We start from the raw sequence: 13,247 nt of genomic DNA, 5'->3' as shown, positions 1-13,247 counted from the left end.
CCCACGGAAAATTAAGGGAAAGACTCGGGATTTCCACCCCGCGAGACACACCGAGACTTTTAACTGGTCTTCCCACTGCAATGCCCGACAGGGTAAAAAGGAATTGGTAACAGCAGAACTGTCTGCATCACCGCACGTCAAAGCGGGGTGCTGGACGAAGGGACCGATATTCGTGGCGCAGCGTGTCGTGGTCACCCTCTTTGACGACATCGACGGCGGGGAAGCGACGGAAACGGTCGCATTCGGTCTCGACGGTTCGTCGTACGAGATCGACCTCAATAAGGCGAACGCCCACCAACTGCGCGAAGCGCTGGCCCCGTACCTGGAGGCGGGCCGCAAGCAGTCCAGCAGGACCGGCAAGGCGTACAAGCGCACCGAGGTCGGCCCCGACCCGGCCGCCGTGCGCGCGTGGGCCCGCTCGAACGACTTCGAGGTCCCGCCCCGCGGCCGCATCCCGAAGAGGGTCTACGAGGCGTTCGCCGCGGCCAACTGAGCCCGCGCCGACCGCGTACGGCGCCCCTCGGCGACCGGACTTGCGCTGCACCCCGGGCAGTCGGCTAAAGTCTGGAGCACGCCGAGGGGCGAGGCCGAAAGGCCGGACCTCACGGAGTACATGCGGGTGTAGTTCAGTAGCAGAACATCCCCCTTCCAGGGGGAAGGCGCAGTGTGCAATTCCTGTCACCCGCTCCGCATCGCGTACCGATCACTCCGGTGAGTACGGTAGGCTGATGCAAGCAGTGCGAACGTAGCTCAGTTGGTAGAGCGCAACCTTGCCAAGGTTGAGGTCGCGAGTTCGAACCTCGTCGTTCGCTCCAGGAGCGAGAGCCCGGTCCCCACGGACCGGGCTTTCGTCGTTCCCCGGCCCGTTCTGACATTTGTCATGCGGGCCGATGACAGCGCGCACTGCCGGGCCGCCGCGGCGGGCGGAAGGCTGGACCCATGACCAGCAACGAGCGCGTGATCGACGTCACTGATCTGCGCCGCGTGTACGGGGACGGCACCAAGGGCTCCTTCGAGGCGGTGCGCGGAGTCACCTTCTCCGTGGGCCGCGGCGAACTCTTCGCCCTCCTCGGCACGAACGGCGCGGGAAAGACCTCCACCGTCGAGGTCATCGAAGGGCTCGCGGCCCCCGCCGGCGGCGCCGTCCGGGTCCTCGGCCACGACCCGTACGCCGAGCGGGACCTGGTGCGCCCCCGGATCGGGGTGATGCTCCAGGACGGCGGCTTCCCCAGCGAGCTGACCGTCACCGAGACCGTCCGGATGTGGGCGGGCTGCACCAGCGGCGCCCGGCCGATCGGCGAGGCCCTGGAGGCGGTCGGGCTCGCCAAGCGCGGAAAGGTCCGCGTCAAGCAGCTGTCCGGCGGCGAGAAGCGGCGGCTCGACCTCGCGCTCGCCCTGCTCGGCCGGCCCGAAGTGCTCTTCCTCGACGAGCCGACCACCGGACTCGACGCCGAAGGGCGCCGCGACACCTGGGAGTTGGTGCGCGGGCTGCGCGCCGAGGGCACCACCGTGCTGCTCACCACGCACTACCTCGAAGAGGCCGAGGAGCTGGCCGACCGGCTCGCGATCCTGCACGAGGGGCGGATCGCCGCCGAGGGCCGCGTCGACGAGGTCGTCGCGGCGCAGCCCTCGCACATCTCCTTCGAGCTGCCCGACGGGTACTTCGTCGGCGACCTGCCGCCGCTCGGCCCGCTCGGCGTCGACGCGCACGAGACCGAAGGGCGCCTCGTCCGGCTGCGCACGGAGGAGCTGCAGCGGGCCGCCACCGGTCTTCTCGTGTGGGCCAGGGACGCGGGCGTCGAACTGCGCCGGCTCGACGTGCGGGGCGCGTCGCTGGAGGAGGCGTTCCTGCGGATCGCGCAGGACGCGAAGGGCTCCGCTTCCGGGGAGCGGACGAAGGAGATGGCGGTATGAGTGCGAACACGGCAGTGATGACGACGTCGGCCGGGCGGCTCAAGGCGCTCGCCCGTGCCGAGTTCACGCTCATCGGGCGGAGCAAGGGCGTGCTGTTCACGGCGGTGTTCGTGCCACTCGTGCTGCCCTTCAGCGTCTCCCAGTCGGTGGACAGGAGCTCCCTGAAGGGAGTCGGCCTCGACATCGGCACCGTGATGATCTCCTCGGCGATCGCGTTCTCGCTGCTGTTCGCCGTCTACAGCTCCCTGGTGAGCGTGTACGCGTCCCGGCGCGAGGAGCTCGTCCTCAAGCGGCTGCGCACCGGGGAGCTGCACGACCTGGAGATCCTCGGCGGGGCCGCGGTGCCGTCCGTGGTGATCGGGCTCGTGCAGTGCACGGCGGTCGCCGTCGTGTGCGCGATCGCGCTCGACGCGGGCGCGCCCGACGCGCCGCAACTGGTCGTGCTCGGACTCCTTTTGGGCATCCCGCTGTGCGTCGCGCTCGCAGCCTTCACCACGGTCTTCAGCCGCAGCGTGGAGAGCGCCCAGGTCGCCGCGATGCCCATGCTGATCGTCTCGATGATGGGCTCCGGCGCCGTCGTGCCGCTGGAGATCTTCCCGGACCGGCTTGCGGCCGTGTGCGAGCTGCTGCCGCTGACCTCGGCGCTCACCCTCGTACGGGGCGGCTGGAGCGGCACCCTGACCGGCGGCGAGACCGTCAAGGCGATCGTGATCGCGGTGGCCTGGATCCTGGTCGCGGTGTTTGCTGTGCAGAAGCGGTTCCGCTGGGAACCGCGGCGCTGAGAGGGGCTGACGTGCGGGTTCGCTGGCGCGAGCGGAGCAAGGTCGAGCGGGTCGAGTGGCAGACCCAGGTGACGTTGCGGTCCGTCAACTGGCTGTTCTTCCTGGCCTGGTCGGTCTCCGGCCTGGCCGGAAGCCTGCGCCACAGCACCGTCCCGTACGTACTCGGCGGCTGCCTGCTCGCCGTGAACCTGGTGCAGTGCCTGGTCGGCGACCGGCACGCGCTGCGCGCTCTGGACCAGTACCTGGGCCGCAGGCCGGTCCCACGGCGGCTGACGGTCGCGAGCGCCGCGCTGGCCGTCACGGCACTCGGGCTCATCGTCGCCCTCACCGTCACCGACAGCGTGCGGGACGGGCTGATCGCCATGCCGCTGGTGTTCGCCCCGATGCCGTTCGCGTGCGCCTACGCGCTGACCGTGCCGGTGCGCGCGTACCTGCGGCGGGCCGCCGTCGCCGTCGCGGTCGGCGTCGCGGTCGCCGCGGTCGTCGGGACCTCGCCCGGCGGCCTCGTGGTGGTGGCCCTTCTGCTGGCCCTGTCCACCGTGCTGACCCTGCTGACCTTCCGGTGCTCCGCCTGGTCGCTCTCCGTGATGTGGGACTCCGAGCGTGCGCGGGAGACCGAGGCGCGGCTCGCGGTCGCCGAGGAGCGGCTGCGGTTCGGGCGGGATCTGCACGACGTGATGGGGCGCAACCTGTCCGTCGTCGCGCTCAAGAGCGAGCTGGCGGTGCAGCTGGCGCGGCGCGGCAGGACCGAGGACGCCGTGGCGCAGATGATCGAGGTGCAGCGGATCGCACAGGAGTCGCAGAAGGAGGTACGGGAGGTCGTGCGCGGCTACCGCGAGATCGATCTCGGCGTGGAACTCGCCGGGGCGCAGGGCGTGTTGAGCGCCGCTGGGATCGCCTGCACGGTCTCCGGATCCGCGGCCGGACTGCCGGGCGAGACCCAGTCCGCGCTCGGCTGGGTGGTGCGGGAGGCCACGACGAACGTGCTGCGGCACGGCGAGGCGAAGGCCTGCCGGGTGGAGCTGGTGACCGAGGAGGATGTCGTCGTGCTGACGGTGGAGAACGACGGGGTGAAGCGCTCCGCGCAGGGCTCAGGGACGGGTACGGGGTCCGGGCTCGCGGGGCTGCGGGAGCGGTTGGCCGCGGTGGGCGGGGTGTTGGAGGCCGGGGCGGCGGGGGACGAGTCGTTCCGGGTGGTCGCCTCCGTACCGTTGACGCACGCGGCACGGCAGGAGCGGCAGGGACGGCAGGACCGGGTCGAGGAGTCCGCGCGATGAGTGTGCGGGTGCTGCTCGCCGACGACGAGCACCTCATCCGGGGCGCGCTGGCCGCGCTGCTCGCGCTCGAGGACGATCTCGCGGTCGTCGCCGAGGCCGCCAGCGGTCCCGAGGCGCTCGCCATGGCACGCGCCCACGCGCCGGACGTCGCCGTGCTCGATCTGCAGATGCCCGGCGCCGACGGTGTGAGTGTGGCCACATCGATCCGCGACGAACTGCCCGACTGCCGCACCATGATCGTGACCAGTCACGGCCGCCCCGGCCACCTGAAACGGGCCCTCGCGGCGGGCGTGCGCGGCTTCGTACCGAAGACCGTGAGCGCGCAGCGGCTCGCCGAGATCATCCGCACCGTGCACGCCGGAAACCGTTATGTGGACCCGGAGTTGGCGGCCGACGCGATCTCCGCGGGGGACTCGCCGCTGACCGCGCGCGAGGCCGAGGTCCTCGAGTTCGCGGCCGACGGTGCGCCCGTGTCGGAGATCGCCGAGCGGGCCGCGCTGTCCCAGGGGACGGTCCGGAACTACCTCTCGTCGGCCGTCTCGAAGCTCGGCGTGGAGAACCGGCACGCGGCGGTGCGTCTCGCACGCGAGCGAGGTTGGGTATAGTTGGCGTCGCGCCACGGCGCAGCGGCACCGCGAGAGCGGCGCTTGCGAACGTAGCTCAGTTGGTAGAGCGCAACCTTGCCAAGGTTGAGGTCGCGAGTTCGAACCTCGTCGTTCGCTCCACAAGGGAAAGGCCCCCGGTCCTCGGACCGGGGGCCTTCTCCGTTACGACCAGGCGGTCCCGGTCAGCAGCTCGTACGCCTCGATGTACTTGGCGCGGGTCGCGGTGACGACCTCGTCCGGGAGCGCCGGCGGCGGCTGCTCGCTCTTGCGGTCCCAGCCGGAGTCCGGCGACGTCAGCCAGTCCCGCACGAACTGCTTGTCGTACGACGGCTGCGCGCGGCCCGGCTGCCACTGGTCGGCGGGCCAGAAGCGCGAGGAGTCCGGCGTCAGCACCTCGTCGGCGAGGATCAGCGTCCCGTCCTTGTCGAAGCCGAACTCGAACTTGGTGTCGGCCAGGATGATGCCGCGCTCGCGCGCGATGTCGCGGGCCCTGCTGTAGACGGCGAGCGTGGACTGGCGGAGCTGGGCGGCCGTGTCGGCGCCGACCTGGCGCGCCACCTCCTCGTAGCTCACGTTCTCGTCGTGCTCGCCGACCTCGGCCTTCGTGGCGGGCGTGAAGATCGGCGCGGGCAGCTCGGAGCCGTCCGCCAGGCCGTCGGGGAGGGCGAGGCCGCAGACGGTGCGCGACTCGTTGTACTCGACGAGCCCGGAGCCGGTGAGGTAGCCGCGGGCCACCGCCTCGACGGGGACCATGTCGAGGCTCTTGCAGACGAGCGTGCGGCCCGCCCAGTCGGCGGGGGCGCCCTCGGGCAGCTCCTGCGAGATCACATGGTTCGGGATCAGGTCCTGGAGCTGGTCGAACCACCACAGGGACAGCTGGGTGAGGACCCGGCCCTTGTCCGGGATCGGCGTGGGCAGCACCCAGTCGTAGGCGGAGATGCGGTCGGTGGCGACCATGACGAGGTCCCCCGCCTCGTTCCGGTACAGGTCCCGCACCTTGCCGGTGTGGAGATGCACCAGGCCCGGCACCTGAACAGGCTCGGGCTTTTCGACGAATCCGGACACGGTTCCTCCCCGTGGTTCTGTACGAGTACCCCGATTCTCCCGCACACGGGGGCGGGTTCCGGCCACGGGTGCCGCCGCGGGGTGTGGGGTCCGTCTCCTCAGTCCCGTTTGCAGATGCGGTCCAGGAGGTTCGCCGTCGCCCGCTGGATGCGGGGATCGACGTGGCCGGGGCGGTCGAGGGCGGGGGACCAGGCGAACGTCCCGGACGCGAAGACCAGCGCTCCGGACGGCGAGCGGTACAACGATGTCTCCTGGTGTCTGCGGGCCTTGTCGCTGTCGCGGTACGGGGAGTGGGCCAGCAGGATGCGGTCCTGGTGCTCGGGCAGGGACGTCCGCGGGAAGTAGCGGTCGGCCTCGCCGGCGACCAGGCCCTCTATCTCGTCCCCCTCGTGCGCCCCGGTCGCCTCCCACAGCCAGTGGTCCGCGTTGCGCACGATCAGCGGGTGCGGATCGGGGACCCGGCCCGCGTACTGGATGCCGAGCAGCTGCTGCTCCGGCTTGTCGATCTCCCGCCACAGCGTCGGCTTCCCCGGCCCTCTGCGCTTGCGGCAGGTGAGCAGCCGGTCCGGGACGCCGGAGGGCGAGGGCCCCAACTCCACCTGCCAGTACATGGTGTTGGCGGAGAGGAAGACGAGCGACGTCCCGTTCTCCCTGGCCAGCTCGGTCGTGCGGCGCATGTTCGCCGACCAGTACTCGTCGTGTCCCGGGAAGACCAGGCCCCGGTAGCGCGTCGGGTCGATGCGGCCGGCGTGCAGGTCGCGGGCGTCGGCGTACGCGAGGTCGTACCCGTACCGCTCCGCCCAGCGGATGAAGTCGTAGGCGTGCCCGACGTGCAGGGGCAGGCCCGCGCCCGCGTACGGGCGGTCGAAGGAGACCGTGATCGCGGCCTCGCTCTCGCCGAGCAGCCGGCCGTCCTCGTCCCACGCGTGGTACAGGCTCGCGCCGGTCCGCCCGTCCTCCGGATACAGGTTGTACGCCTGCCAGGTGATGTCCGGGAGCAGGAGCAGCAGGTCGGCGGGCTCGGAGTCGCGGACCGTGAAGGGGATGTGCGAGCGGTACCCGTCCTGCGTCGTGAGCACGGCGACGTACGCGCCGACGTTCCAGTACGAGGGGATCTGGAGCCGCCACGACAGCCACCAGTGGTGGCAGGAGACCGTGCGGTCCGCGGTCAGCGGGGGCGGCTGGACGATGCCGGAGAGGCGCGGGCTGGTGGTGATCTTGCGGGCGCCGTCGCCGCCGTAGTGCCCGATGCGGTAGACGTCCACGCTGAACTGCTGGGGCGGGTCCACGGTGATGTGGAAGTCGATCGCCTCGCCGGGGGAGACCGCGCCGCTCGACGTGAAGCCCTTGATCTGGCGGTGCACGTCGTCGGCGGTGCGGGGGCCGCTGGTGCGGGGGGCCGGGACGTCGGGCGCGCCGGGCCGTGACGCGTGGTCGACGTACCAGGGGACGACATGACCGGTGTCGTCGAAATAGTGCTCGCTTCCGCGCAGCCACGGGAGCGGTCCCTGTCCGAACGGGTCCGTGACGCCGTGTGCCAGCGCGCCCGACTCCCAGCGGGGCGTGTGCGCGCGGGGCGCGGGGATGTCCTTGCTCGCCAGGTCCTTCGGCTTCCCCGCCCTGTCCGACATGCCGGCTCCCCTCCCTCGCTCCCCCGAACCCTCGCGCACGGCCTCACGTCCGTGACCGGTCCAAGCACATCACATTACGCACGCACTCCGTCACCGTTCGTCGTGAATTGACGAGAGTGGAACGGTTCCCTCCGGGTTTCCCGGAGTTGGGCGTGATGGGTGAGGCGCGGTGGGGCCTGCTGAGGGCCGCTCGGGCTCAGACCAGGCGCACCGGCTTCTCGGCGCGGACGCCCTGCCGGGACAGCCAGTCCTTGAGCGGCTCCGCGTCGCCGTCCTCGACGAGGCTCAGCACGCGGGGCGACAGATCGGCGGCGCGCTCCCCGTCGACCAGGAGCGAGGGGCCGTCCAGCCAGTCGAGGCCGGGTGTCGCGCCGGCGGTGTCCACGGCGGCGCAGCAGACCATCGCCGTGACGTGGTCGGCCAGCAACTCCCTGCCGCTGCGCGGCGGTTGCAGCGGGAACAGGGGCAGCGCCCCTTCGTCCCACAACGCCCCGTCCGGACTCCCCTGCCCCGCGGGCGGCCCCGCGGCCACCGGCCGCGCCTGCTCCTCCCGAGCCACTTCGGCGGCGAGGGCCCCGGAGAGCGCGTCGAGTCGGGGGGCGTCACGGTCGTCGTGCGGGTCGCCAAGATCGGGCACGGCATCGTCCGGTCCGGCACATTCAAGCCCCTGCGGCGATTGAGCAGCGGGGTCCGGGGCGGAGCCCCGTGTCGTGGGAACGGCCAGGTGGTCGAGGACTCGGGAAAGCGTGGGCCCGTCGGACCGCTCAGACGGGGCGTGGACGCCCAACGCGTCCAGGACCCGATGCAACCTCGCCGCATCGAGGCGCCACTTCCGGTCCACCACCTCGTCCGGATACTCCTGCCAGTCCACCGGCGCCCAGTCCGGCCCCCGCTCCGCCGGACCGCCGTGGAAGAGGCGCGCGGCCAGCAGGGACGCCGCCTCGTCCACCGTCCCCGGCTCCTCGAGCAGATCGCACGCGGGACGCTCGCCGAGCCGCGAAGCGAAGGAACCGTCCTGCGCGGCGAGGCGATCGCGCCGGGACAGCTCGGTCAGCGCCGCGACCACCCCCGCGTCGAGCCGGGCCGGCCAGCGGCCCATCCGCCAGGCCGGCAGCGCGACCCGGGTGAGCAGCCGGTCCCAGCCCGCGTACGCGAGCCCGACCTGCTCCTGGGCGACGATCCGCAGCCCGTAGTCCACCGCCTGGGCGCGCTCGGCCGCCGCCGCGGCCACTCCGCGCTCCATCTCGGCGGCGTGCACCCGGCACCCGGTGAGCAGCAGCCTGGCGACCTTGCCGACGCCGCCGAGCACCGCGCGGGCCAGCGGGCCGCGGCTGCCCGACGAGGAGACCGCCACCGCGGCGTCCAGGCCGCGGATGAAGCGCCGGGCCGCCGCTATGTCGGGGTGCGCCGAGGGTCCCGTGCCGGCGACGACCGGGGCGAGCACGGCACGCAGCTCGCCCACCCGCATCCACCACAGGAACGGGGAGCCGATGACGAGGACGGGCGCGGCGGGAGCCTTCGGGTCGCCGCCGAGGGGCGCGGGCGGGCCGTGCGCCGGATGCGTACGGTCCTCGAGCCAGCTGTCGCAGTCCGGGGTGAGCGCTATCGCCGAGGGCGCCGGGACCTCCAGGCGGTCGGCCAGGTCGCGCACCATCCGGTACAGGTCGGGGGCGGACTTCTCGGCGATCGGGACCGTGGGACTCACGGCCGGGCGGGCGCGCGCCACGACGAGGGCCACGACCGCGGCCGCGAGCAGGACGACGACGGCGACCGCGCTCACGACGACGCGCGCGACGTCCCAGCCACCGCCCGTCAGATGTCCTGTGGCACCGCCGGCGAGCAGCACCACGGAGGCGGCCGCGGGCAGCAGCGCGAGAGCCGTCGCCCTGCTGCGGATGCGCAGCACGGCGAGGGCCCGGGCGCGCGCGGTCCGCGCACCCATCTCCACACCCATACCGGACACGACCGATGTCACCCCCTGCTGCCCATGCCTCTTGCCCAACCGGAGGCCGGAACCCACGGCAGAGCTCTGGTGGCGTTGCTCACTCCCCCACAATGGCACCCGCCACTGACATCGCAATGCCGGTGGTCCGTCTGGTTCTGCGCGGATCGCGCGGGTGCCGTAACTCCGTGCGCCGCACCCTAGTTGGGGCTTCCGGCCTCGTCAGCCGGTTGGGCCAGCGGTCACTCGATGGAATGGCTTTGGGCAGAGGTAGGTGACATCCGGCGCCGGGCAGGCGAGGGTGTGGCCCGCCCGGAACCGGTCTGCGTCAGTGCCCGGCGGCGGCCTTCGCGGCGATGTCCGTGCGGTGCTGCGAGCCGTCGAGGCCGATGCGGTCCACGGCGGCGTAGGCGCGCTCGCGGGCCTGCGTCAGGTCGCCGCCGACCGCGGTGACGGACAGCACGCGGCCGCCCGCGCTGAGGACCGCGTCGCCGTCGCGCTTGGTGCCGGCGTGCAGCACGTACGCGTGCGGGGCATCCTGGGCGGCCACCTCGTCGAGACCGGTGATCGGGTCGCCGGTGCGCGGGGCGCCGGGGTAGTTGTGCGAGGCGACGACGACGGTGACGGCCGCGTCGTCGCTCCAGCGCAGCGGCTCCAGGTCGGCCAGCGTGCCGTTGGCCGCCGCGAGCAGGACGCCGGTGAGCGGCGTCTTCAGGCGGGCGAGCACGACCTGCGTCTCGGGGTCGCCGAAGCGGGCGTTGAACTCGATGACGCGGACGCCGCGGCTGGTGATCGCGAGACCGGCGTAGAGCAGCCCGGAGAACGGGGTGCCGCGCCGCGCCATCTCGTCGACGGTCGGCTGGAGCACCGTGTCGAGGACTTCCTGGACCAGCTTGGGGTCGGCCCACGGCAGCGGCGAGTAGGCGCCCATGCCGCCGGTGTTGGGGCCCTTGTCGTCGTCGAGCGCCCGCTTGAAGTCCTGGGCGGGCTGGAGCGGCACGACGGTGGTGCCGTCGGTGATCGCGAAGAGCGAGACCTCGGGGCCGTCGAGGAACTCCTCGATGACGACGCGCTCGCACGCGTTCGCGTGGGCGCGGGCCTGCTCGACGTCGTCGGTCACGACGACGCCCTTGCCCGCGGCGAGGCCGTCGTCCTTCACGACGTACGGGGCGCCGAACGCGTCGAGCGCGGCGTCGATCTCCGCGGCGTTCGTGCAGACGTAGGAGCGGGCCGTGGGGACGCCCGCGCCGGCCATGACGTCCTTGGCGAACGCCTTGGAGCCCTCCAGCTGGGCGGCCTCGCCGGACGGGCCGAAGACGGGGATGCCGGCGGCGCGGACCGCGTCGGCGACACCGGCGACCAGCGGCGCCTCGGGCCCGACGACGACGAGGTCGGCCTCCAGCTCCCGGGCCAGGGCGGTGACCGCGGCGCCGTCGAGGGCGTCGACCGCGTGCAGCTCGGCGACCTCGGCGATGCCTGCGTTGCCGGGAGCGCAGTGCAGGGCGGTGACGTCGGGGTCGAGGGACATTGAGCGGCACAGGGCGTGTTCGCGGGCGCCGCTGCCGATGACGAGGACCTTCACGCCGGTCAGCCTATCCGCACGGCCGGGGTGGTCTTGTACGGGCCACCCAAGGCGGGCCGGGGCAGGGCTTGTGCGTTCCTCCAGGCCCGTCGCCCAGACCGGTCGCCCAGCCCCGTCGCCCAGACCCGTCGCCGTCGCCCGCGTACGCGCGGCGGTGGCCGCTACTCGTTCATGAACTCGTCGACGACCGTCGCGCCCAGTTCACGGACGATCAGGTCGTGGCCCGACAGCGCGTTCTCGTCCAGGTCCGGGTCGTCGTCCTCCGGGATGTCGTCCTCGACCGACACCGAGCGGCGGGGCGGTTCCGGGGGCGCGGGGGCCGGGGTGGGGTCCGGGCTCGGCGGGGCCGAGGACGTGGACGGGGCGGACGGCGCGGCCGGTGCGGACTGGGCCGGGGGCGCGGGCGCCGGGGCAGGAGCGGGGGCGGGCGCGTAGCCACCGCCGCCACCGCCGTAGCCGCCTCCGCCGCCGTAGCCTCCGCCCCCGTATCCGCCGGGCGCGGGCGCGCCGCCGCCACCGCCGCCGGAGGCGTCGACGACCGCGTCGATCTTCCAGTGCACGTTGAACTGCTCGGCGAGGGCCGCCTTCAGGACGTCCTCGCTGCCGCTGCTCGCGAAGTTGTCGCGCGCTCCCGCGTTGACGAAGCCGAGCTGGAGGGTGGTGCCGTCGAAGCCCGTCACCTGCGCGTTCTGACTGAGCAGGATCCAGGTGAAGCGGCGCTTGTTCTTCACCGCCTCCAGGATGTTCGGCCACAGCGTGCGGGGGTCGGGGCCGCCGACCGGGGCCGGTGCCGGTGCGGCGGGCGCCGGTGCCGGGCTCGACTGCTGCGGGGTCTGCGCCTGCGGGGCGGGGGCGGGCGACGGGGCGGGCGACTGCCCTGAACCGGCCGCCGCGGCCGTGGGCCATCCGCCGGGCCTGCGACCGCCTCCGGCAGTGCCGCCGCCTCCGGCCGGGGTCGCGGTGGGCCAGGAGCCGGGGGAAGCGGGCGCCGCGGGGGCGGGCTGCTGCGGCTGGGCCTCGGGAGCGGGGGCCGGGGCGGGAGCGGGCGCGGGGGCCTGGGCCTGCGGGACCACCGGAGCCGGGGGAGCCTGCGGGGCCGCGGGGGCCTGCGCGGGACCGGCGTTCGCTCCCCCACCACGCACCGCGGCCCGCGCGGCGGCGGGACCACCGCCGGGCTCCACGGTCGGCTGCGGGGCCGCGTGCGCGTCGGGCCCGGGAACGTACGCCATGGGAGGCGCGCCCCCCTGCCCGGCCGGGGTGAAGACGCCGCCGCGCTCGATGCGGTCGAGGCGGGCCATGACCGAACGCTCGTCGTCGTACGCGGCGGGCAGCAGCACGCGCGCGCAGATCAGCTCGAGCTGAAGCCTCGGGGCGTTGGCCCCACGCATCTCGGTCAGTCCCTCGTTGACGAGGTCCGCGGCGCGGCTCAGCTCGGCCGCGCCGAACGTGGAGGCCTGCGCCTGCATCCGCTCCACGACGTCGGCCGGAGCGTCGATGAGCCCCTTGTCCGCCGCGTCCGGAACGGCGGCCAGGATCACCAGGTCCCGCAGCCGCTCGAGGAGGTCGGCCACGAACCGCCGCGGGTCGTTGCCCCCCTCGATGACGCGGTCCACGACCTCGAAGGCGGCGCCGCCGTCACCCGTGGCGAACGCCTCGACGACCGAGTCGAGCAGCGAGCCGTCGGTGTACCCGAGCAGACCGGTCGCCATGGCATACGTCACACCGTCCTCGCCTGCGCCGGCGAGGAGCTGGTCCATGACCGACATGGAGTCACGCACCGAACCTGCGCCCGCCCGCACGACGAGGGGCAGCACGCCCTCCTCGACGGCCATGTCCTCCTTGGCGCACACCTCGCCCAGGTAGTCGCGCAGCGTCCCCGGCGGCACGAGCCGGAACGGGTAGTGGTGCGTACGGGACCGGATCGTCCCGATGACCTTCTCGGGCTCGGTCGTGGCGAAGATGAACTTGAGGTGCTCGGGCGGCTCCTCGACCACCTTCAGCAGGGCGTTGAACCCCGCCGAGGTGACCATGTGCGCCTCGTCGATGATGTAGATCTTGTAGCGGCTGCTGGCGGGCCCGAAGAAGGCCTTCTCGCGCAGATCGCGCGCGTCGTCGACACCACCGTGCGAAGCGGCGTCGATCTCGATGACGTCGATCGACCCCGGCCCGTTCCTCGCGAGGTCGCGGCACGACTGGCACTCCCCGCACGGGTTCGGGGTGGGACCTTGCTCACAGTTGAGACAGCGGGCCAGGATGCGCGCGCTGGTCGTCTTGCCGCAGCCGCGCGGGCCCGAGAACAGGTACGCGTGATTGACCCGGTTGTTCCGCAGCGCCTGCTGCAGCGGGTCGGTCACATGTTCCTGCCCGATGACCTCGGCGAACGACTCCGGGCGGTAGCGGCGGTAGAGCGCGAGAGACGACACGCATACGAGGTTATAGGCGCCCACTG

General features: G+C 72.8%; 10 protein-coding genes and 3 tRNA genes. 8 read left to right on the top strand and 5 right to left on the bottom strand.

Annotation, left to right across the window (positions count from 1 at the left end):
• The first annotated feature begins 172 nt into the window (after window positions 1–172).
• The 8 genes from ACTWJ8_RS20895 to ACTWJ8_RS20860 all read left to right on the top strand — a co-directional run bounded on the left by ACTWJ8_RS20895 (window position 173) and on the right by ACTWJ8_RS20860 (window position 4,698).
• The gene (locus ACTWJ8_RS20895) at window positions 173–493 is read left to right on the top strand and encodes a histone-like nucleoid-structuring protein Lsr2 (RefSeq protein ID WP_356386143.1); all 321 of its coding nucleotides are present in this window, start codon (window positions 173–175) and stop codon (window positions 491–493) included.
• 122 nt (window positions 494–615) lie between these two features.
• Window positions 616–687, top strand: a tRNA-Gly gene (locus ACTWJ8_RS20890).
• A 52-nt stretch (window positions 688–739) separates the two neighbouring features.
• Window positions 740–815, top strand: a tRNA-Gly gene (locus ACTWJ8_RS20885).
• A gap of 124 nt (window positions 816–939) precedes the next feature.
• Window positions 940–1,914 carry an ABC transporter ATP-binding protein gene (locus ACTWJ8_RS20880; RefSeq protein ID WP_356386146.1) on the top strand — a complete coding sequence of 325 codons (975 nt, stop codon included), beginning with the start codon at window positions 940–942 and terminating at the stop codon, window positions 1,912–1,914.
• Window positions 1,911–2,696, top strand: a complete 786-nt coding sequence (locus ACTWJ8_RS20875) for an ABC transporter permease (protein ID WP_356386149.1) — start codon at window positions 1,911–1,913, stop codon at window positions 2,694–2,696. Before ACTWJ8_RS20880 ends, ACTWJ8_RS20875 begins: the two co-directional genes overlap by 4 nt.
• 11 nt (window positions 2,697–2,707) lie before the next feature.
• Window positions 2,708–3,973: a sensor histidine kinase gene (locus ACTWJ8_RS20870; RefSeq protein ID WP_443259993.1), complete on the top strand. Its 1,266-nt coding sequence runs from the start codon at window positions 2,708–2,710 to the stop codon at window positions 3,971–3,973.
• Window positions 3,970–4,578 (top strand): response regulator, encoded by a 609-nt coding sequence (locus ACTWJ8_RS20865; protein ID WP_443259992.1) that lies wholly within the window; start codon window positions 3,970–3,972, stop codon window positions 4,576–4,578. The genes ACTWJ8_RS20870 and ACTWJ8_RS20865 overlap by 4 nt, the downstream gene beginning before the upstream one ends.
• A gap of 44 nt (window positions 4,579–4,622) precedes the next feature.
• A tRNA-Gly gene (locus tag ACTWJ8_RS20860) sits at window positions 4,623–4,698 on the top strand.
• A gap of 42 nt (window positions 4,699–4,740) precedes the next feature.
• On the opposite strand, the gene ACTWJ8_RS20855 is transcribed toward ACTWJ8_RS20860, so the two are convergent.
• The 5 genes from ACTWJ8_RS20855 to ACTWJ8_RS20835 form a co-directional block, all read right to left on the bottom strand.
• Entirely contained in the window at window positions 4,741–5,643 is a 903-nt protein-coding gene (locus tag ACTWJ8_RS20855; RefSeq protein ID WP_356386158.1) for a phosphoribosylaminoimidazolesuccinocarboxamide synthase, read from the bottom strand.
• Window positions 5,644–5,741: 98 nt separating this feature from the next.
• Window positions 5,742–7,274, bottom strand: a complete 1,533-nt coding sequence (locus ACTWJ8_RS20850) for a N,N-dimethylformamidase beta subunit family domain-containing protein (protein WP_356386161.1) — start codon at window positions 7,272–7,274, stop codon at window positions 5,742–5,744.
• 196 nt (window positions 7,275–7,470) lie between these two features.
• Window positions 7,471–9,216 carry a hypothetical protein gene (locus tag ACTWJ8_RS20845; protein WP_443259991.1) on the bottom strand — a complete coding sequence of 582 codons (1,746 nt, stop codon included), beginning with the start codon at window positions 9,214–9,216 and terminating at the stop codon, window positions 7,471–7,473.
• A gap of 328 nt (window positions 9,217–9,544) precedes the next feature.
• The gene (gene purD, locus ACTWJ8_RS20840; RefSeq protein ID WP_443259990.1) at window positions 9,545–10,798 is read right to left on the bottom strand and encodes a phosphoribosylamine--glycine ligase; all 1,254 of its coding nucleotides are present in this window, start codon (window positions 10,796–10,798) and stop codon (window positions 9,545–9,547) included.
• Window positions 10,799–10,959: 161 nt separating this feature from the next.
• On the bottom strand, window positions 10,960–13,221 hold the full coding sequence (locus ACTWJ8_RS20835) for a DNA polymerase III subunit gamma and tau (RefSeq protein WP_443259989.1): 2,262 nt from the start codon (window positions 13,219–13,221) through the stop codon (window positions 10,960–10,962).
• Window positions 13,222–13,247 lie beyond the last annotated feature (26 nt).

Source organism: Streptomyces sp. SDT5-1 (genome assembly GCF_052245995.1).
Classification (GTDB): domain Bacteria; phylum Actinomycetota; class Actinomycetes; order Streptomycetales; family Streptomycetaceae; genus Streptomyces.
The sequence above is the reverse complement of the archived record's forward strand: the minus strand, read 5'-3'. Positions and strand labels throughout refer to the sequence as shown.